Consider the following 19372-nt stretch of genomic DNA (forward strand, 5'->3'; position numbering starts at 1 on the left):
TTCTTCCCCCTGGCGCCCTCAGGTCCAGTCCGCTCGACCCGATTCCTTCAGGTGATCCACCAGGCGGCGCAGTTCCCCCACCCGATCCCGAGGGCACACCAGCACCCCCTCGGGGCACGCCGCCACCACCAGATCCCGCACTCCGAAGAGGGCCACCCTCTGGGAGCCCTCGTCCACGATGCAGTCCCGGCACTCCAGCAACGCCGCCCTTCCGGCGGAGACGTTGCCGTCCCGATCCCGGGGCCGGATCCGCTCCAGGGAGCGCCAATCTCCCAGGTCGTCCCAGCCGAAGTCCCCGGGGAGCACAAAGAAGGACGAGAGCCTCGAAAGCAGGGCGTATTCCAGGGAGATCGCCGGGAGGGACCGGTGCACCCGCTTCCGCTCCTCCCCGTCCCGATCCCTCCAGGCCCGAAGGAACCCCTCGTACCCCTCCCGGAGCCGGGGATCGATCCGCCCCGCCAGCTCCGCCAGCCGCCGCACCTGGAAGACGTAGATCCCCGTGTTCCACAGGACCTCCCCACCCCGGATCAGGTCCCGGGCCTCTTCCTCCGAGGGCTTCTCCACGAATCCCACCCCCTGGAAGATGCCTCGGACCGGAAGGGGACGAATCCGCAGGTACCCGAACCCCGTCTCGGGACGGGTGGGAGGCACCCCAAAGAAGAGCATCCGCCCGGAGTTTCCCCAGGTCAGGGCCACCTCCAGAAGGGACCGGAAGCGCCGTTCGTCGGCGATGCGGTGGTCCGAGGGAAGCACCGCCACCACCTCTCCCTCCCCGCGGAGGGAGGCGATGCGGGCGCATCCCAGCAGCACCGCTGCGGCGGTGCTGCGTCCTTCCGGCTCCAGGAGGATCTGGGGCTCCGGGACCTCGGGAAGGAACTGCCGGACGAGGGGCTCGTGACGCTCCCCCGTCACCAGGAAAACCCGTTCCTCTCCCACCAGGGCTACCGCCCGGTCCCAGGTTCGGGCCGCCATGACCCGATCCCCTCCCGCCAGGGGAAGGAACTGTTTGGGACGGGACCGGGTGCTGCGAGGCCAGAAACGCACCCCCTCTCCTCCCGCCAGGATCAGGATCGAAGGCATGGATGTTCCCTCCCTCCCGGTTCCTGTTCAGTATAGGGCTATCGCGTTCCACCGGTAAACCCGCGAAGGGAAACCCCCAGGGCTCGGCGAAGCCTCTCCGCTTCCCGAGGGCGATCCAGGACGCCGAAGGTCCCCCGCCCCTCCCAGACGCACCAGGGCACCCCCAGGGATTCCAGGGCCCTGCGAACCTCCCCGAGCCACCGGGCCCGGTCCGCAGGGGGGGAGGAGGCGGTGGCACCGAACTCGGCGCACCAGACCGGAATGCCCGTTCTGTCGCTCCACTTCCGGGCCGCATCCAGGGCGGCTCGATGCGGACCCTCCCCCCAGGAACGGGAGGCATAATCCCGCAGGAGCCCCCGAACTTCCGGGGAAAGAGCCTCCTTCGGCGTTCCCCTCGGGGGATAGGGAACGTCCCGCAGCTCCCTCCAGGCCCCGGGCCCCCAGTCGGCCCCCTGGTGGGTGAAGGGGTGGGGATCGTAGTAGTGGAACCCCGCCACCAGCCTGTCCTCCTTGGGGGGATCCAGCTCCAGCAGACCCTCCAGGCTCCCCCAACGGGCCCCGGAAAGCCCCACCCAGAGACGGGGCGCTTCGGCCCGCACCGCCCGGAGGTACCCCTCCTGGAGCCGGGACCACCGTTTCGCGGGAACGTCGAAGGGTTCGTTCAGGGGTTCCAGCACCACCCGGTCCTCCCGAAGGGTCCCCAGCCGCCTCGCCAGGGAAGAGAGAAGCCGGCGGTGCCGCGCCGCGGCGTCGCCCCCCCGAAGGATCTCCCGGACCATATGGGGATAGGGATGAAGGTCCACCACCACCACGAGCCCTCCCCGGACCCAACGCTCCACCGCCTCCGTCACCGCGGCGACCCGATCCGTCAGAAGACGTCCCTCCCCGTCCCAGAGGGCCTCGGGATCCACGGGCAGGCGCACCACCCGAAACCCCGCCCGAAGGATCCGTTCCGTCGGCAGGGAGACCAGCCGCTCCCCCCAGACCCGGGGATCTCGGGGGGACTGGGCGAAGATCCCCGAGAGGTTCACCCCCGGTCCCGCTTCCATGGGAAAGCGGGGAGCCCCCCCCGCAATCCCGGCCCACCCCAGCCACAGGACGCAGCACACCGCCGCCAGCCGTCTCACGGGCACCCTTCCTTCCTTGCGGGGATCCTGACAGCAGGGTAGCATAAGACATCGTTCTCCCCGGAGGTGATCCCATGAACCCCCTCCTCCCCGACCCTGCCTTGCCCCGGGACCTGTCCGCCCTGGCGGCGCTCCAGAGGGAACTGGCCTCCCGGGTGATCCGGGAGGATCGCTTTCCCGACCCCCTCCGCCTGCTGGGGGGGCTGGACTGCGCCGCCCCCCGAAGGGACGGGAAGACCTTTCTGGTGGCGGCGGCGGTGGTCCTCCGAGCGGAGGACCTGACGCCGGTGGAGCAGGTCACCGCCACCCTGCCCGCTCCGTTTCCCTACATTCCCGGGTTTCTCTCCTTCCGGGAGCTTCCGGCGCTGCTGGAGGCGGCAGGGAGGCTGCGGCACGTGCCGGACCTGTGGCTGGTGGACGGGGCGGGGATTGCCCACCCCCGGAGACTGGGGCTGGCGGCGCACTTCGGGGCGGCCCTGGACGTGCCCTCCATCGGCGTGGCCAAGAGCCGCCTGATGGGGACCTATCAGGAACCGGGGTGGGAACGAGGAAGCGCCTCCCCCCTCTGGGACCGGGGAGAGGCGCTGGGTTGGGTGCTGCGAAGCCGGAGGGGCGTCAAACCCCTCTTCGTGAGCCCGGGACACCGGGTTTCCCTCACCGGGAGCCTCCTGTGGACCCTGCGGGCCTGCGGGCGCTGTCGCCTGCCCGAGCCGACCCGGCTGGCGGACCGGCTCTCCAAGACACCAGGCTAACGATACAGGAGGAGATACAGCGCCGCCCCCAGGAGGGCCACACCCAGCCCCACCAGTCCCAGGAGAAAGGGGGGGAACCTTTGGGGGGAACTCCCTTCTTCCGGGAGGGGTTCCTTCTGGGGCACCCGCACCCGCACGTTCCCGGAAAGGCACAGGGCCCCCAGGATCCCCTCGGAGAGGTACAGGTCCACCTGGGCGCTTCCCGTCTCAGTGGTCTTGATGCCCGTCACCTTCGCCGCCACCACCCCGTCGAAGGTCGGATTCTGGTTGCGGAACAGGCCGAAGAAGAACGAGTCCTCCGGCAGGGCCGCCAACACCTCGTCCCCCACCTTGAGATCGTGCAGGGGCACCCCCCGCACCGGGTCCATGAGGGGCTGGCACCGGAGCACCACCAGGTGGGGCGCCGCAGGGGCCGCCAGGGCCGGAGCCTCTCCTTCCTCCCCCTGCTCCTCCTGCCGGAACTGGGCCTCCTCCCGGGCCTTCTTTTCCTCTAAAACCGCCTGCACGTCCTCCGGAGACGGGTCCTCCGCCTTCACCATCCCCACCGCCTTGAGGGCCAGGCGCTCCCCCAGGAAACGGGTGAGGGCGTGCTCCAGGGTCTTCACGTTCCCGTGCTTCTGCGTCTGGGGCAGCAGGTTCTGGTCCAGCAGGAACGTCTCCATCTGGGAGGCGGCGAAGGAGAAGAAGGAGGGCACGTCCCCCTCCCTGCGATCCCGGAGGACGTCCAGAAACCGCTTCCAGGGAAGGGAGGGATCCAGGGGCTCCACCGAGCCGGTGGTCTCCAGGAAGAGCACGTCCTTGGATCCCACCAGGGCGCAGAAAAGAAGGTACACCGCCTGCCCCTGTTCGTTCTTCCCGTCCAGCATCCCCTTGAGGACACCGTAGGTCTGCACGCCTAGCGTCATGGCCCGTCGCCCCTTCGCGAACAAATGATACCTATTCTCTTATTGTAGCCATAAAGACCCTTCCCGCAAAACCCCCCCCGTTTCCCCAAGCCCGATCCCTCCCGGACCGAGGTCTTGAACGGGCCGGGACCAGTACGCCCCGGGAGAAATAGCCCGGGAGAGGGGACGCCCGGGGTCGAAGGGCGAAAGCCTCCCCGATCCGGACGGGAAACCTCAAATCCCGAAGAGGCCTTAAGAGAAGGCGGGGAAGCCCCGAAGGGCCTCCCCGCCTTGCGGGCAGGTTCGCGAAAACCTCAGGAAGGAGCCGAGAGCCTAGCGACGCCGCTTCAGCAGGGACAGGGGCGCCAGGAGCAGCAGGGCCAGGGGGCCGTAGCCGAAGGCGCTGCAGCCGCTGCTGCGATAACGCTCCGTGGGGGTCGCCGACACGAGCTGCCCCGGGTTCGCCGCCACCCGGACGACGTAGTACTCCGCCTCCACCTTCCCCGTCACCCCGTTGCGATCCCGCACGGCGTTGTCCACCACGTCGAAGTGGAAGGTCCGCTCCGTGGCGGAGGCCGTGCTGTGGGGGGTCAGGAGGACGAAGCCCGTCATGGTGCGGGTTCCCGAGGCCCCGGCCTCATAGGTGGGCAGGACCAGGAAGATCTCCGACCGAGCCGCAGCATCCGCTGCGGAACGGCGGAAGGTGAGGTCCGCGTACAGGGTAGACCCGTCCCCCTGGAGCAGGTTCACGGGGGTCACGGCGATGTTCGCCGTGTACCGGTTCACCGGAACCCCCATGAAGCGCTGGATGAGGTCCCGGGCCTGGTAGCCGAAGGAGGACGCCCGGACCTGGGAGGCCCGGGTCCCGGAGGTGGTGCCGGTGCCCAGGATCAGGTTGCGGAACTCCGCGGCCCGCTGGGAGGCCAGGGGATCGCTCCCCAGGCTGTACACCGCTCCGTTGGTGATCCCCGAGAGGGTTTCCCCGATGAGGCCCACCGTGGGGATCAGGCTCGTCCCGGGGGTAGGCTGGAGGGTCCCCGTGGGGGAAGCCACGGGAGTCTCCGTGGGCAGGGGGGTCTCCGTGGCCCTCGGCGCCACCGTGGGTGCCGGGGTCAGGGTGGGGGCCAGCGTGGGGACGGGGGACACTACCGGCGTGGGCGTTCCCGTGGGGGTGGACGTGGGAGTGGGCGTGGCTGCCACTGCCTTGAAGATGGCGATGCGGGCGTCGAGGCTATTTCCTGGCGTATCCGTCGAAACGTTGATGTACGTATTATCGCCAAGGTTGACCATACCAGTGGTAGCATAGTTATTTGTCCCCGTATCGGTACTCAGGGCAACCCAGGTATTGGCGCCATCTTTAGCACGAACCACTACCCCATCATAGGCACCCGTAAGAGTCACACCAACAATAGAAATGGATAACGCGGTGGTCGTTGCCGGAGCAGCCCCGATATTCCCTGAAACCTGGTACGGATAGTAGGTCACCGTGGTGAAGATCGCGTCGGAGGCCCGCCTTTGAAGTTCCGTGCTGACGGCCGTCCGAATCGCTGCCCCGGCTTCGGTTTCCAGTTCCGCCACGGCGTTCGGCCCTGCCAGGAGGGCACCATCTGCAGAAATGGCAAAATTATCCGCCGTCAGGATGGTCGTGGGAACCCACGTCCCTACCGTCACGGCCCCCACGATGGCAGGCAGAGCCACCAACAGGGCCCCCACGAAGAGAATCAAGACCACGCTGAAACGCCTTCCCTTGGTTCGCATCTTCCCTCTCCCCCTCTCGACGTCTCTTCGAAAAAGCCCTCCGCGCGCCGATCCTGCGCGCATCCCACCATCCGCCGATCACCGGATCTACGCGCCTCATTTCACCACGTTCCCCAGACCTCGTCAAGAAACGGCGCCTCTCTAGCGCGACATAGCAGAAGAAGGAGCCACGGATACCGCCCCCTGGGACGGTCTCCGTAGCTCCCCGACTCCTCGATTCCGCCGAAGGCCCTCAGTCCACGATGAACAGGGTCGCCCCGGTTTCGGTGCGGGAGCGATGGGGGTTCTCCGGGTCGTCCTCCGCCTGGTAGCTCATACCGGGAGTGAGGGTGAAGACCCGCCCGTCCTTCAGCTCCGTCACCAGGGTGCCGGAGAGGACGTAGAGCACGTGCCCCCGGGCGCACCAGTGATCCGCCCGGTACCCCGGGCTGTACTCCACCACCCGAACCCGCAGGTTGCCTCCCTCGAAGGTGCGCCAGAGGGCCACCCCTTCCTCGCCCCGATGCTCCGTGGGTTCCACATCCTCCCATCGGGTGACCCCGAAGGGCACGTCCTGGATCTTCACACCCCATCCCTCCTTCGGATTCGTCGAAATGCGCCAGGCCCTACAGGCCGAAATGGACCTTCAGGTCCTCCTCCACCCCGTCGTGGAAGGCCGCCGCCCCCGGATCGGGACGGGTCAGGAGGCTGACCCCCACGTACAGCCCCGTCGCCACAGCGAGGCCCCAGATGCCCGGCCAGTGTCCCAGGGGTTTCCATCCTGCGGCCGAGAGGGCTCCCACGACCGCCGCGCCCCCCAGGAGGCTCGCCAGGGCCCCCGCCCTCGTGCCCCGGCGCCAGAAAAAGGCCCCGGTCACCGCGGGAAGCTGCACCAGGAGCCCCCCGGAAGCCATGGCGGAGAGCACCGCGATGAGCCCCGGTCGGGCCAGGGCGAAGGCGATGCAGGCCAGGGTGATGACCGGGATGGCCCCCTTGCCCCAGGCCAGCTCCCGGGCGTCCCCCATGGAGGGGCTCAGTGCCCGGGCCAGGTCCCGCCCCACCTGGGAGCTCAGGGTCAGGACGATGGAGTTGAGGGTGGACACCGCCGCCGCCATGATGCTCAGGGCCACCACCAGGGCCAGGGGTCCGGGCACCCGGGAGAGGAGCTCCGGCATGGCCCCGTCGGGATTCGCCAGCCCCGGGAGGGCCACCCCCGCCGCCAGGCCCAGGTAGCCGCACAGCAGCGTGTAGGCCAGGCCGAAGGCCGCGAAGAGCAGCACCATGCGCCGAAGGCTGGCGGGGTCCTTGGGGATGTAGAGACGCTGCACCACCTGGGGGTTCGTCACGGCGAAGAACGCCCAGGGCAGGGCCAGCCCCAGGAAGAGGGGGAAGGACCAGGTGGCCCGAAGCAGCTCCGGCCTCGCCGTCAGGGCGCCCCCCAGCCCCCCGGGAAGCATGCGGGTCTGCAGGAACAGCACCAGCAGCACCGAGGCCACCAGCATGATCCCCGACTGGAGCGCGTCGGTCCAGGCCACGGAGCGCATCCCCGCCCACCAGGAGTAGGCGAAGGCGATCCCCGCCGCCAGGAGCACCCCCATGGCGAAGGGAAGCCCCCCCCCGGAGAGGGTGTTCAGCAGGTAGCCGATGCCCATGAGCTGCACTGCCGCGTAGGGAAGCAGCATCACCAGGCACAGGGCCGCCGCCGCCCCCCCCACCCGCTTGTCCCCGTACCGCAGGCTCAGCAGCTCCCCCGGGGAGACCAGGTCGAACCGCCGCCCCGCCGCCCAGAAGCGCGGCCCGAACACCGAGAGGAGCACCACCGTGCCCAGCAGGTAGGTGAGTTCGAAGCCGATGGCCGCCGCCCCGGACTTGTAGGTGAGCCCCACCAGCCCCACCATCATGAAGGCGCTGTAGGTGGTGGCGCTGTAGGTGAGGGCGGACACCACACCCCCGATGCCCCGGCCCGCCAGGAAGTACTCCACCACCCCGGAACCGGTGCGGCGCCTCGCGTAGGCCGACAGGGCGGACCCCGCGGCGAACCACACCGCGATCCCCGAGAGCAGCCAGGTCAGTTCCACCTCCGCCCCCCCCATCCCCTCATGTACCAGGCCCCCAGGAGGATGATCCCCCCGGTCAAGCCGATCCATCCCGCCAGGGCCCCCCCGACGCCGCCTCCGTCGGGCAGCCCCCAGGGCAGAACAAAGCACCCCGCCCCTGCCGCAAAGCCCCCGGCGCACCAGACCCGCTCCCGAGTGGTCACGATCCCTTTCTCCTTTCCCCCTCCCCCGTCACGGCGGGGGACAAAAACCCCTTTTCCTTCAGCGCCCGTTCCACCCGATCCAGGGTGGCCTCGTCGGGGGCCTCCAGGGTGTGCAGGTGGAACCCGTCGGCCAGGCTGGACAGGGGCCGCTGCCCCGTGCTGGTGAGCAGGTGGACGAACCGCACCACCTCCGCCCGGGTGGAGCAGCCGATGGTCCCCCGCAGCTCCCCGTACACCGGATGGTCCACCACCACGTCCACCACACGCCCCCCCGCCTCCACCACCGCCACCAGTTCGTCGAAGATGTCCTCCTGGTCGTGGCGCACCGCCACGATCCGCCGCACCGACCGGCCCGACGTCTCCAGGACGTAGCCGTGGGAGGTGGCGGCCACGGGCAGCCCCCGGTTGCGCAGGTGCGCCACGTCCTGCACCACCGCCTGGCGGCTCACCCCCAGGCGTTCCGCCAGCTCCGCCCCGCTCAAGGGGCCCCCCGCCTCCCGCAGAAGCGTTTCCAGCAGTTTCAGCCTTCCAGAGCGATCCATGGGCCCACCTCCTTGCTATAGCTGCTAGTTTACAGCAAAAACCCAGACACGACAACAAAGGGGCCCCGGCGCGTCGCCGGAGCCCCGGGAGGACGACAGGATCGTCTAGAGATCCCCCAAGGGTACGTTCAGGAGGGGGTAGCTCTGCCAGCCCCGGTAGTCGAAGTGCCACCACTCGTCGGGGAACACCGTGAACCCCTCCGCCTCCATGCGGGCCCGCAGCAGATCCCGCAGGGCTCGCTGTCGGGAGGTTCCCCCGGGGTAGTCCGGCCGGGCACGGAAGGAGAACTCGTCGAACCCGCTGATCATCTCCAGGGGCCTGCGGGTGGCGAGATCCACCAGGGAGAGGTCCACGGCGCAGCCCCGGTTGTGCCGGGAGCCCTTGGCGGGGTTCGCCACGAAATCCCTCTGTCCCGGGGGCGTGGCGTCCCAGAACATCTTCGTCACCCTCCAGGGCCGGTAGGCGTCGTGGATCACCAGCCCCAGACCCAGGGGAACCAGGGCGCGCTGCACCCTCACCACCGCCTCCGCCGCGGGACGCTGGAGGAAGGCCCGGGGCTGGTCGTAGAGGGACAGGCCCATGAAGTTGTTCGACGTGGCGTAACGGAGGTCCAGGACCAGAGAGGGATCGAGACGCACCAGCTCCACCAGGTCCGGGGACAGGAAGTCCCCCGCCTCCCGAGGGGGGACCGCCCGGTCCGCCCGGCGGCGCAGCTCCCCCAGGGGCAGACGGGGGAGGATGCGGAAGGTCTTCCCCAGCTCCTCCGGAAAGAAGTGGCGCCGGAAGGTCCTGCGTCCCACCCGACAGGCTGTCCCCCGTCCCGACCCGTCCCGGGTCGCCGTCAGGGTCTCCCCCGCCGCCCCGGTCAACCCGGGGGCGAGGGCGTAGCGGTCCCCTCCCAGGGGACGAAGGCTGCGGGGCTTCGGGACCCCGAAGGTCCTCTCCTTTCCCCCGCCGGGCTCGTAGAGGACCTCCAGCGCCCCGTCCCGCTCCCGAAGGAGGAGCCGCCCTCCGTCGTCCTCGTAGAACCCCACCAGGCCCCGCAGGGCCGCGGGGGGTGCGTCGGGCAGGGAAGCCCCCAGCGCGGGGAGCCCTCCCAGGACCCAGATCAGAATCCCCAAACCCACGAACAGACGAGTCGTCCTTTCCCGCAACCCTTCCCGCACCATCCGCTACCCCTCCCCTCCGGCGGTCTTCCGCCCCCGTTCGTAGTGCCGCCGGGCCTTTGCCCGGTTCCCGCAGGTCTCCATGGAACACCATCGCCTGGTGCCGTTCCGGGAACGATCCAGGAAGAACCAGTCGCAGTCCGGGGCCTCGCAGCGCCGCAACCGCCCCAGGGGGGAGGCCAGCAGGGCCAGGATCCGACACAGCACCTCCCGAAGGGGGCGGTCCAGACCCGCCGGGTCCTCCCAGGCCCAGGTCGTCCCCTCCGGCCCGAAGTCCAGGCGCCGTTGGGCCTCCAGGTCCAGCCGGTCCCGCTGGAACCCCTCCCGATCCCGAAGGTCCGGGGCCTCCCCCGCCACCAGCGCCCCCAGGATCCGGGCCAGTCGCTCCCGGACCTCCCGGGCCCGGCGCAGCGCCTCCCGGGCTCCTTGGGCATCCCGGCGCGCCGCCTCCTCCAGGGAGGAGATCGCTCCCTCCTCCAGCAGCCCCGTCCGTCGGGCGAAGCGCAGCAGGTCCCCGTACTCCTCCAGGGCCTCCTGGACCTCCGCCTCCGGAAGCCAGCGCCCGTCCCGGGTGTTCAGGAAGTCCAGGGCCGGATCTCCTCCCACCAGCCGGAACCGGTCCACCAGGCGGGAACTCCCCCGCTCCGCTTCGGCCATAATATAACCCCCTATTTACGATTGACAGGTTATTCGAGACCCCCTACAGTGGGGGCACGTTTCATTCTAACCGGCAAAAACCAGGAAGGGAGGGATTCTCCATGGCGACCCTGAGGGGGGCCTTCGAGGCACGGGGGAGAAGGGCACGGACGGTGGGGGCGGAACGGACGGAGGAGCTGCTGGAGGACCTCTTCCGCGGGCTGGAGCGCCGCCCCCTGGACCCGCACCTCCAGAAACGCTATATAGAACCCTTCCGGGAGCGGGCAGGGGTCTTCCCCCAAGCCCGATCCCTGGTGGTGGTGGCCTCCCCGGAGCCCCCCACCCCGGTGCGCTTCCGCCATCGGGGGCGGCGGATCGAAACCCTCCTGCCTCCCCAGTACGCCCATCAAAAGGACCTGGAGGAGGCGACCCGCATCCTGCGGGAACACCTGCCCCCGGGGGAGCGCTTCGAGGCGGTCCGTCTGCCCCTGAAACTTCTGGCCGCCCGGTCCGGCCTGGGACGCTACGGACGCAACCGGGTGCTTTTCGTCCCGGGCATGGGAAGCTGCTGCCACCTGGCGGCCTTCGCCCTCTCCCTGCCCCCGGAGGAGGAGACCTGGGGCCCCGCGGAGCCTCTGCCTCGCTGCTCCTCCTGCGGCCTCTGCGTGGCCAGGTGTCCCTCCGGGGCCCTGGGGAAGGGGTGGCACGACTTCGACTCCTCCCGCTGCCTCACCCGGCACAACGAGGAAACGGATCCCCTGCCCGGCTGGATGGACCCGGGGTGGCACCACTCCCTGCTGGGGTGCACCCGCTGCCAGGAACTCTGCCCCGCCAACCGAGGCATCTGGGACCATCCCCTGTCCCCGGTGGACTTCGATGAGGAGGAGACGGAAGGGATCCTCCGAGCCTCGGGCTTCGAAGCCCTGCCCGGCCCGGTGCGGGAGCGCCTGGCCGACCTGGGGCTTGCGGAGGACTTCGCCCCGGCGGCCCGGAACCTGCGGCTCCTGCTGGGCTGAAACGGGACGGGGGACCCACCGAAGGGGTCCCCCGCCGGAACAGACGTCCCGAAGCCCTGGCGGACGTTCAGCGGACGTAGAGGTGCAGAGGATAGGTGCGGTAGGCTGCGGCGGGCATCTTCTCGGTGGTGAAGAAGCCTGCGGGGGACAGGAGCAGGTCCGGCAGGCGGTTCACCAGGGTGGCGCAGGTCAGCTCCACCGTGGCGGGGCAGGCGATCTGGACGGTGGTGTTCGGCTCCCCCTTGAGGACCCAGTCGTTCCGGTCCACCTCGCCGGGGGCGTACACCTTGCCGATGCACTGGGTGACGATCACCGGCCCCTGGTAGGTCTCCGTGGTGACCACCGCGGACATGCCCGTGGCGTGCCCTGCGGGGATGGTGGTCCCCAGGGTCTCGGACTTCAGGGGGACGTCGTGGAACGTGGGCACCAGCTCCTGTTTCATGCCCTTGATGGTCCAGCCCATCTGGGAGCAGAGCCACTCGTTGGAGTTCCACACATAGGAGGGGAGGGAGTCGTTCTCCGCGATCTCCCTGCGGAAGTCCTCCTTGCTCAGCCCCGCTCCGTGGACCTTCGCCAGGGCGATGCCGTAGTCCTCCACGTTGTAGCTGGTGACCCCCTCGATGCGGTCGATGCGGTGGGTGGCCCCCGCCAGCACGGAGATCAGGTTGCCCCAGAACACGTCCTGGTAGCCCGATCCCGCCAGAGTGCACCCCGTCTCCTTGGCCAGCCGGTCCAGCCGGTTGGTGATGGCGGGGGAGGTGGTCCAAGGGTAGAAGGCCTCCTCGCAGGTGGTGATGGCGTTCACCCCGTAGCGGGCCGCCCGCTCCAGGTGGGGGAGCATGTCCTCCATGAGGCTGGCCACGGCGATGATGCAGGCGTCGGCGTCGCAGGACTCGAACACCGAGTCCGCGTCGGTGTGCACCGGCACGTTCAGCTTGAAGCCCAGCCCCGCCACCTCACCGGCGTCCTTGCCCTCCAGCTCGGGGTTGCCGTCGATGGCCCCCACGATCTCCGCGCCCTTCTCGTGCAGGTACCGCAGGAAGACCTTGCCCATCTTGCCGCAGCCGTACTGGATCACCCGGATCTTCTCCATGACCTTCGTGCCTCCTTTGCGCCGCGAGGGCGGCGGGATCGGACCCATTTTGTTCATGGGTTCACGTTTCACCCTTCCGGAAAGCTTACCCCAGGAACGAGGGGACCGCAAGGGAACCCCCTGCGGCAAGTCGCAAGACTACCGCAGCCACGAAAGGAACGGCCGGTTCCGATCCGAGGGGGCACGCAACCTCAGGGAAGCCCCCTGCTCCATCCCCCGAAGGCCCCTCTTCTGGTAAGGTACGGCGGTGGATCGCACCCTCTGCGGCAACCCCGGCTCCCCCGGGGAGAAAGGAGCCCTATGCCCGCCCCCTGGCGCCTCCTCCTGCACCTCTTCTGCCTCACCACCGCCGGGGCCTCGGTGGAGATGGCGTTCTATCTCTTCGCCCCCTATCTGCGCGCCACCGGCTCCCCCCACATGGAGGCCCTGGGATGGATCCTGGGGATCTGCTACGGGTTTTCCGCCTGCCTGCGCCCCCTGGCGGGGCAGCTGGTGGAGCGGGTGGGATCCCGGCGCACCCTCTGCCTGGGCTACGGACTGGTCCTGGGAGGGGCGGCGACGGTGGCCCTGGGGGCCCGTTTTCTTCCTGCCCTGCTGGCGGGGAGAGCCCTCTTGGGGATGGGCTACAGCCTCACCATCGTCTCCTCCACCACCTACCAGATCGCCGCGGTGCCCCCGGAGGCGCTGGGCCGCACCCTCTCCCTCACCGCCGTGGGCTATACCGTCCCCACCCTGCTGGTGCTTCCCGCCCTGGAGGGCCTGCTCCGGGGAGGGCACACGGGGCTGTTCCTCCTCTTTCCCCCCCTCTTCGCCGGAGGGGCCCTCTTCCTGGCCTGGCGCCTCCCCCCGGGGGAGCCTCCCCGGGCGCGGGACGCCGCCCCCGGGACCCCCTTCCGGGACATCCTGAAGGTCCCCGCCTTCCGGACCCTCTTTCTGGCGGTGGTGGTCTTCGCCCTGACCGACGCGGCCACCATGCAGATCTCCGCCCTGGCCCTCTCCAAGGATCTGGTGGCCTCGTGGTTCTTCCTCTCCCAGTCCCTGGTGGCCCTGGGGACGCGGCTCCTCGCCCTGGGCTTCATCGACCGGTTCCCCCGCCGTCGGCTGGTGGTGCTGGCTACGGGGCTCTCCGCGGGAGGGCTGGTGCTGGGGACCTTCGCGGAGGGGCCCCGGCTCTTCCTCGCCGCCGGGGCGGTGTTCGGCCTGGGCATGGGCTTCGGCTTTCCCGCCCTCATGGCCCTCATCGGGGACGTGGCGGAGCCGAAGCTCCGCCCCCGGGTGTCCGCCCTCTTCTGGCTCTTCTACTCCGCCTGCTTCTTCGTGGCCCCCATCCTCATCGCCCGAGGCGCCTCTCTCCTGGACTACGACGGGGCCCTGCGGCTTCTGGGGGTCCTCCTCTGCGGGTCCCTCCTGCCCCTGCACCGTCTCCTGAAACGCGGGGACCCCGCCCCATGAGCGAAGGGGGGATCCCGTCGACGGCCTCCCCCCCGGAGGAGTCGGACCGCCGCACAGGAAGGGAAGGACGAGCCGTCCCTCCTTGCATCCCTGGAGCGATACCCCCCATGCACAACGGGCTTTCAGCCTTCCGTAGGATCCGAGAATCCGAATGGATTCACAACCAGGTATCTTTTTGTCCCGTTCTCTCGAAGAGGGCCCCTCCCCAAATCCCCCGTTTCGTCCAATACGCCCTCCCGGTTTCGGCCTAACCTGAGGTCGGACGCCTCGGGCGTCCCAGGACAAGGAGGGGATCCACATGGAGGAAAGGACGGTTCGGGCGTGGACCCGGGCGGAGACGGAGCGTCGGGAGGGGGACCCCCATCCTCGCTTTCCCGGAGTGACCCTGAAGGAACGGGCGGACGGGGCGGTGCGGGTTCTGACGGTGCGGGTGGAACCGGACCGGGAAATCGGGACCCACAGGCACGAGAGGGAGTGGGAGATCCACCAGGTGCTTGAGGGTCGAGGGTGCCTGGAGACGGAGGAGGGCACCTTCCCCTACGAGCCCGGGGCGGGAACCCGGATTCCCCCCCGGGTGTCCCATCGGGTGGCGGCGGGCCCCGAGGGGCTTCTCCTCCTGGCGGTCTTCGCACCCCAGGACGCGTCGGCCTGAAACTGCGGGACGAGGACCGAGGCGACCTCCCGGAAGGGCTCTCTCGCCTCGGTCCCTGACCGGGGTTCCCCGGTGCCCAACCTCACCCGCCCCTCCCGGACGGAGCGTCCCTGCCGCCTCCGGGGCTCCCGCTGCATCCCCAGGACGTCTTCGGGGTCTCCTCCTTCGGTGAGGATCTCCTGCCGGGGACGTGCTCCTGATCCCCTGCCAGGGGGCCACCACCTTCCGCCTCGCCCCATCGTTCCTCAAGCCCCTGCCCCCGTTGGGGGAACTGCCCGCCCCCGATACTGCTCCGGCGTGAGTCCCCAGAGGCGGCGAAACTCCCGGATCAGGTGGGACTGATCCGCATAGCCGCAGAGCGCGGCGACCTCCGCCCCGGAGGCGCCCTCCAGGAGAAGCGCTCCGGCGCGCCAGAGGCGCCGAAGCCGTTTCCCCCGGAAGGACGAAACTCCCGAACCACGAAGGCATCCGGCCAAGGGGATCGCGCCCTCCGCAGCTCGGGCCAGCTCTTCCGGCGTGCGGGGAAGGGCGTCTCCCCACCCGAGACGGACCCAGGGACGCCGACTCAGACGGGGAGGGAATCCTTCCGCCCAAAGGCCCCAACGCCCCGGGGCAAGACGCATCCCCTCCAGCATCCCCTCGCCTCGCCCGCATCGGTGCGTCGTCCCCGGAGGGATCGCCAGGAGATCCTCCGGTCCCAGCAGGATCTCCTGCCCTCCGAAGCGGAAGCTCCAGGTCCCGAGACGGGAGAGCACCAAGCACCCCCCGCGATGGAGGTGAAGTCCCACCTCCCCTCGGACACCTTCCACCCGGAACCGTTCCTCCTCCGGGTCTCTTCCGTCCCGTCGAAGGCGAACCCTCGTACCCGGCGGTCGCCCCATGCTCCTCCCCCTCCAAGACATCCCCGGAATCCCGTTCCTCCCGGAGTGTAATGCGACAACCCCCCAAAAAGGGTACAATTGGGGCCGCGTCTCAAAAAGCCCTCTACAACCAATCTTCGGAAGGAGTGGAATGGACTTGACCATCCGCGGACGTCTGACCTTTCTTGCCCTGGGGATTCTGGGAGCGGTTCTCGTCATGGGGGGGCTGGCCTACGTGAACAGCCGATCCCTGGCCACCCGCCAGATGGAGGAGACGGGGAGCTTCGCCTCCGAGGCCGCGGCGGCCAACGTGGAGCTGTACCTCCAGAAACGGGCCAACCTGCTGGAGGACGTGGCCACGGCGGTGGAGCAGATGGCCGCTTCGGGGGCGTCGCAGCAGCAGATCCTGGACGTCCTGACCCAATGGACCAAGAAGACGGAGAACTTGAGCCTCACGGGGTTCTACGGGGTGGTCCAGGGGACCTACCTGGACGGCTCCGGCTGGGTCCCCCCGGCGGACTACGTCCCCACGGAACGCCCCTGGTACAAGGCCGCCAGCGCCGCGGGCAAGCTGGTGTTCACGGACCCCTACGTGGACGCCCAGCGGGGGGATCTGGTGGTCACCATCGCCCGCCCCCTGGCGGGACCCGACGGGGCATCCCTGGGCATCCTGGCCAACGACGCCACCCTGGCGGAGCTGGCCAAGTTCGTCTCGGAGCGGCGCATCCAGGGGAAGGGCTTCGGCTTCCTGGTGGGCCCCGACGGGACGATCCTCTCCCACCCGGACAAGAAGCTCATCCTGAAGGAGAACGTGGCCAAAGCGGGGACACGCATCCCCCCGGAGCTGGCGGCGGCGGGGCAGGCCATGATCCAGGGCAAGACCGGGTCGGCGACCTACACCTTCGACGGGCAGCGACGGGACCTGTTCTTCCGTCCCCTTTCCAACGGCTGGAGCTTGGGGCTTACGGTGCCGGAGGCGGACCTGACCGCCCCCGTGAAGGCCCTGGGGATGCGGCAGCTCCTGGTGGGCCTGCTGGCTCTGGCTGTCTCGGGGGGGCTCCTCTTCTCCGTGTCCCGCTCCATCCTCGGCCCCCTGAACCGGCTCCTGGAAACCACGGAGCGGGTCAAGGCGGGGGACCTCACCGTCCAGGCGGGCCTCGCCTCCCGGGATGAGCTGGCCCGGGTGGGGCGGGCCCTGGACGAGGTCATCGAGACCCAGAGGGGCTTCTTCCGGGAGCTGAAATCCCAGAGCGACCGCATGGGGGATCAGTCCCGGGGCATGGAGGAGGTCGCCCGGACCTCCCGGGACATCGTGGACACGGTGCGGGAGCAGACCGAGGGGCTCCGGCAGGCGGCGGACGAGAACGCCCAGGCCATCGAGACGGGGAACGCGGGCATCGAGGAAGTGGCCTCCTCCGCCCAGGGAGCCGCCAAGGCCGCCGCCGAGGCCTCGGGGCAGGCGGAGACCCTTCGCTCCACCGCCGAAGGAGCCCAGGGGGTGGTGCGGTCCAACACCGCCCGGGTGGGGGAGATGGCGGGATCCTTCCGCCAGGTGGCCGACGCGGTGGGACACCTGAAGGAACAGGCGGGGCAGATCGGCAGCATCGTGGCCACCATCGGGGGCATCGCGGACCAGACCAACCTGCTGGCCCTGAACGCCGCCATCGAGGCGGCCCGGGCGGGGGAGGCGGGACGGGGCTTCGCCGTGGTGGCGGAGGAGGTCCGCAAGCTGGCGGAGGAGAGCAACACCGCGGCCAAGCAGATCGGGGACCTGGCGGGGGCCATCGCCCAGGGCACCGAGTCGGCGGTGCGCTCCGCCTCCCAGGGGGTCTCCCTGGCGGCCACGGCGGAGGAACAGACCCGGTCCATGCAGGACCAGATCGACGACATGCTGGGGGCGGTGTCCCGCATCGTGGACCAGATCCAGAGCGTGGCCGCCACGGCGCAGGAACAGTCCGCCTCCTCCCAGGAGATGGCGGCCTCCATGGACCGGATCGCCCAGGGGGCGGACCACACCCGCCAGGGCGCGGACCGCATCGCCGGAGAGATCCGCTCCATGACGGATCTGGCGGAACGCCTGGGGGCCTTCTCCCAGGACATGGAGCACATCTCCGGCGGGGTGGCCCAGCACCTGGCCCGATTCCGGATCGAAGGCGACGGGCCGGCCCGCGCCCTGAAAGGATGAGATCTCTGGTGAAGACCCTGACCCTGGCGGCCCTGTCCCTCTGGATGGCCGCTGCCTCCCAACCAGCCCTGGCCTCCGGGAGCGTGCCCAAGCGCAGCGAGATCCCCGAACCCCTCCGTTGGAAGCTGGAGGACATCTACCCCACCGACGAGGCCTGGGAGGCGGACTACGCCGCCGCCAAGGAGGCCCTGCCCCGGATGCAGTCCTTCCGGGGAACCCTGGGGCGATCCCCCCGGGACCTGCTGGCCTGCCTCGTCGCCCGGGACGACCTGGGGATCCGCGTGGGAAAACTGGTGGTGTACGCCACCATGCGCAGCCACGAGGACACGGCGAACCCGGTCTACCAGGCCCTGGCGGACCGGGCCTCGACCCTCTCCGTGCAGGTCTCCGAGGCGGGGAGCTTCGTCGTCCCGGAGATCCTCTCGGTGCCGGAAAAGACCCTGCAGGACTTCCAGACCCGGGAGCCCGGCCTGGCCCCCTACCGCTTCACCCTGTCGGAGCTGCTCCGCCAGAAGGCCCACGTGCTCTCCCAGCCCGAGGAGGCCCTCCTGGCAGGGATGGGGGAGGTGCTCCAGGCACCGGAAGGCGCCTTCTCCATGCTCACCAACGCGGACCTGAAGTTCCCCCAGATCACCGACGAGAAGGGCAAGACCGTGGAACTCTCGGAGGAGCGCTACGCCAAGTTCCTGCGCAGCCCCGACCGGAAGGTCCGGGAGGCGGCCTTCCGGGGCCTCTTCGAGACCTACGGGAAGCTCCGCAACACCCTGGGGGCCACCTTCAGCGGGGCCGTCAAGGGAAGCGCCTTCGTCGCCCGGGCCCGGAAGTACCCCTCCTCCCTGGCGGCGGCCCTGGATGGGGACGCGATCCCCGAGTCGGTCTACCACAACGTGGTGGACACCATCGAGAAGAACCTGGCCCCTCTGCACCGCTACATGGCCCTGCGGCGGCGCATCCTGGGGCTGGCGAAGCTGGCCCCCTGGGACCTCTACGTCCCCCTGGTGGCGGACCCGGACCGGGAAATCCCCTGGGAGCGGGCGGTGGAACAGGTGACGGCGGGACTGACCCCCCTGGGGCCGGACTACCTGGGAGACCTGAAGGCGGGGCTTTCCTCCCAGTGGGTGGACGTGCTGGAGAACCAGGGCAAGCGCAGCGGAGCCTACTCCTGGGGCAGCTACGGCACCCATCCCTACATCCTGATGAACTACAACGGGACCCTCCACGACGTGTTCACCCTGGCCCACGAGCTGGGGCACTCCCTCCACTCCTTCTACTCCAACCGGAGCCAGCCCTACGCGGACGCGGGGTACACCACCTTCGTGGCGGAGGTGGCCTCCACCACCAACGAGGCCCTGCTGCTGGACCACCTTCTCCGGGAGGCCCGGGACCAGAACACCAAGCTCTTCCTGCTGAACCAGCGGCTGGAGCAAATCCGCACCACCGTGTACCGCCAGGCCCTCTTCGCCTCCTTCGAGCGCACGGTGCACCGCCGGGTGGAGGCGGGGGAGGCCCTGACCCCCGAGGACCTGGGCAAGCTGTGGCACCAGCTCAACGAACGCTACTACGGCCCGGACCTGGAGGTGGACCCCCTGCTGGACGGGGAGTGGTCCCGCATCCCCCACTTCTACTCCCCCTTTTACGTGTTCCAGTACGCCACGGGCTACGCCGCCGCCACCTCCCTGTCCCGGCAGATCCAGAAGGGAGGGGAGCCCGCCCGGAAGCGCTACCTCCACATGCTGACCCGGGGGGGATCCGCCCACCCCATCGACCTGCTGCGGGACGCGGGGGTGGACATGGCCACCCCCCAGCCCCTGCTGGACACCCTCCGGGTCTTCGAGGAGACCCTGGATGCCTTCGAGGAGCTGGCAAACCAGAAGTAACCCACCTCCTTTCCCAAGCCCCGCAAGAGGGGCCCCGCCACAGCGGGGCCCC

At 69.7% G+C, this 19372-nt stretch carries 18 protein-coding genes; 6 read left to right on the forward strand and 12 right to left on the reverse strand.

The annotated features are described in order from the left end of the window. Positions 1-18 precede the first annotated feature (18 nt). Positions 19-1080 carry a mannose-1-phosphate guanylyltransferase gene (locus APAU_RS11205; protein ID WP_006301872.1) on the reverse strand — a complete coding sequence of 354 codons (1062 nt, stop codon included), beginning with the start codon at positions 1078-1080 and terminating at the stop codon, positions 19-21. A 38-nt stretch (positions 1081-1118) separates the two neighbouring features. Continuing rightward, positions 1119-2207 carry a glycoside hydrolase family 5 protein gene (locus APAU_RS11210; RefSeq protein ID WP_198004010.1) on the reverse strand — a complete coding sequence of 363 codons (1089 nt, stop codon included), beginning with the start codon at positions 2205-2207 and terminating at the stop codon, positions 1119-1121. 74 nt (positions 2208-2281) lie between these two features. Here APAU_RS11210 and nfi point away from each other — a divergent pair, with 74 nt between their 5' ends. Further along, positions 2282-2959, forward strand: coding sequence for a deoxyribonuclease V (nfi, locus tag APAU_RS11215; protein ID WP_006301874.1), 678 nt, complete (start codon positions 2282-2284; stop codon positions 2957-2959). On the opposite strand, the gene APAU_RS11220 is transcribed toward nfi, so the two are convergent. From APAU_RS11220 to APAU_RS14335, 8 genes are all read right to left on the reverse strand, one after another. Continuing rightward, on the reverse strand, positions 2956-3864 hold the full coding sequence (locus tag APAU_RS11220) for a hypothetical protein (protein ID WP_006301875.1): 909 nt from the start codon (positions 3862-3864) through the stop codon (positions 2956-2958). The two genes, nfi and APAU_RS11220, sit on opposite strands and share 4 nt — an antisense overlap. Positions 3865-4176: 312 nt before the next feature. After that, positions 4177-5043, reverse strand: a complete 867-nt coding sequence (locus APAU_RS11225) for a Synerg-CTERM sorting domain-containing protein (protein WP_156789493.1) — start codon at positions 5041-5043, stop codon at positions 4177-4179. A 790-nt stretch (positions 5044-5833) separates the two neighbouring features. Continuing rightward, positions 5834-6166 carry a DHCW motif cupin fold protein gene (locus APAU_RS11235; RefSeq protein ID WP_006301877.1) on the reverse strand — a complete coding sequence of 111 codons (333 nt, stop codon included), beginning with the start codon at positions 6164-6166 and terminating at the stop codon, positions 5834-5836. Between the two features lie 40 nt (positions 6167-6206). Continuing rightward, on the reverse strand, positions 6207-7658 hold the full coding sequence (locus APAU_RS11240; protein WP_232207737.1) for a sodium:solute symporter family protein: 1452 nt from the start codon (positions 7656-7658) through the stop codon (positions 6207-6209). Further along, entirely contained in the window at positions 7649-7840 is a 192-nt protein-coding gene (locus APAU_RS11245; protein WP_006301879.1) for a hypothetical protein, read from the reverse strand. Before APAU_RS11245 ends, APAU_RS11240 begins: the two co-directional genes overlap by 10 nt. Beyond that, positions 7837-8382 (reverse strand): transcription repressor NadR, encoded by a 546-nt coding sequence (locus tag APAU_RS11250; protein ID WP_006301880.1) that lies wholly within the window; start codon positions 8380-8382, stop codon positions 7837-7839. Before APAU_RS11250 ends, APAU_RS11245 begins: the two co-directional genes overlap by 4 nt. Before the next feature lie 105 nt (positions 8383-8487). Next, positions 8488-9552 carry a M15 family metallopeptidase gene (locus APAU_RS13390; protein ID WP_006301881.1) on the reverse strand — a complete coding sequence of 355 codons (1065 nt, stop codon included), beginning with the start codon at positions 9550-9552 and terminating at the stop codon, positions 8488-8490. Positions 9553-9555: 3 nt separating this feature from the next. Then, the gene (locus APAU_RS14335) at positions 9556-10206 is read right to left on the reverse strand and encodes a CGNR zinc finger domain-containing protein (RefSeq protein WP_006301882.1); all 651 of its coding nucleotides are present in this window, start codon (positions 10204-10206) and stop codon (positions 9556-9558) included. 101 nt (positions 10207-10307) lie between these two features. Here APAU_RS14335 and APAU_RS12725 point away from each other — a divergent pair, with 101 nt between their 5' ends. Further along, positions 10308-11201 (forward strand): 4Fe-4S double cluster binding domain-containing protein, encoded by an 894-nt coding sequence (locus APAU_RS12725; protein WP_006301883.1) that lies wholly within the window; start codon positions 10308-10310, stop codon positions 11199-11201. A 67-nt stretch (positions 11202-11268) separates the two neighbouring features. Here the strand turns inward: APAU_RS12725 and APAU_RS11270 are convergent, their stop codons facing one another. Then, positions 11269-12294, reverse strand: coding sequence for an NAD(P)H-dependent amine dehydrogenase family protein (locus tag APAU_RS11270; RefSeq protein ID WP_006301884.1), 1026 nt, complete (start codon positions 12292-12294; stop codon positions 11269-11271). Positions 12295-12594: 300 nt separating this feature from the next. Here APAU_RS11270 and APAU_RS11280 point away from each other — a divergent pair, with 300 nt between their 5' ends. Continuing rightward, the gene (locus tag APAU_RS11280; protein ID WP_006301885.1) at positions 12595-13746 is read left to right on the forward strand and encodes an MFS transporter; all 1152 of its coding nucleotides are present in this window, start codon (positions 12595-12597) and stop codon (positions 13744-13746) included. A 298-nt stretch (positions 13747-14044) separates the two neighbouring features. Beyond that, entirely contained in the window at positions 14045-14398 is a 354-nt protein-coding gene (locus tag APAU_RS11285; RefSeq protein WP_006301886.1) for a cupin domain-containing protein, read from the forward strand. 245 nt (positions 14399-14643) lie between these two features. Here APAU_RS11285 and APAU_RS11290 read toward each other — a convergent pair whose 3' ends face one another. After that, a complete protein-coding gene (locus APAU_RS11290) occupies positions 14644-15186 on the reverse strand; it encodes an AraC family transcriptional regulator (RefSeq protein WP_198004011.1) in 543 nt (180 codons plus the stop codon). A 229-nt stretch (positions 15187-15415) separates the two neighbouring features. Between APAU_RS11290 and APAU_RS11295 the strand changes: the two genes are divergently transcribed. Further along, positions 15416-17443, forward strand: coding sequence for a methyl-accepting chemotaxis protein (locus APAU_RS11295; protein WP_040346184.1), 2028 nt, complete (start codon positions 15416-15418; stop codon positions 17441-17443). Then, complete coding sequence (gene pepF / locus APAU_RS11300; RefSeq protein WP_006301889.1) at positions 17440-19320, forward strand: oligoendopeptidase F; 1881 nt, start codon at positions 17440-17442, stop codon at positions 19318-19320. The genes APAU_RS11295 and pepF overlap by 4 nt, the downstream gene beginning before the upstream one ends. Positions 19321-19372 lie beyond the last annotated feature (52 nt).

The organism is Aminomonas paucivorans DSM 12260, from assembly GCF_000165795.1.
Taxonomy (GTDB): domain Bacteria; phylum Synergistota; class Synergistia; order Synergistales; family Synergistaceae; genus Aminomonas; species Aminomonas paucivorans.

Coding starts and splice junctions, on each gene's coding strand:
- APAU_RS11270 (WP_006301884.1), bottom strand. CDS start 12,294: ATGGAGAAGATCCGGGTGATCCAGTACGGCTGCGGCAAGATGGGCAAG.
- pepF (WP_006301889.1), top strand. CDS start 17,440: ATGAGATCTCTGGTGAAGACCCTGACCCTGGCGGCCCTGTCCCTCTGG.
- APAU_RS11220 (WP_006301875.1), bottom strand. CDS start 3,864: ATGACGCTAGGCGTGCAGACCTACGGTGTCCTCAAGGGGATGCTGGAC.
- APAU_RS11205 (WP_006301872.1), bottom strand. CDS start 1,080: ATGCCTTCGATCCTGATCCTGGCGGGAGGAGAGGGGGTGCGTTTCTGG.
- APAU_RS12725 (WP_006301883.1), top strand. CDS start 10,308: ATGGCGACCCTGAGGGGGGCCTTCGAGGCACGGGGGAGAAGGGCACGG.
- nfi (WP_006301874.1), top strand. CDS start 2,282: ATGAACCCCCTCCTCCCCGACCCTGCCTTGCCCCGGGACCTGTCCGCC.
- APAU_RS11280 (WP_006301885.1), top strand. CDS start 12,595: ATGCCCGCCCCCTGGCGCCTCCTCCTGCACCTCTTCTGCCTCACCACC.
- APAU_RS11285 (WP_006301886.1), top strand. CDS start 14,045: ATGGAGGAAAGGACGGTTCGGGCGTGGACCCGGGCGGAGACGGAGCGT.
- APAU_RS11250 (WP_006301880.1), bottom strand. CDS start 8,382: ATGGATCGCTCTGGAAGGCTGAAACTGCTGGAAACGCTTCTGCGGGAG.
- APAU_RS13390 (WP_006301881.1), bottom strand. CDS start 9,552: ATGGTGCGGGAAGGGTTGCGGGAAAGGACGACTCGTCTGTTCGTGGGT.
- APAU_RS14335 (WP_006301882.1), bottom strand. CDS start 10,206: ATGGCCGAAGCGGAGCGGGGGAGTTCCCGCCTGGTGGACCGGTTCCGG.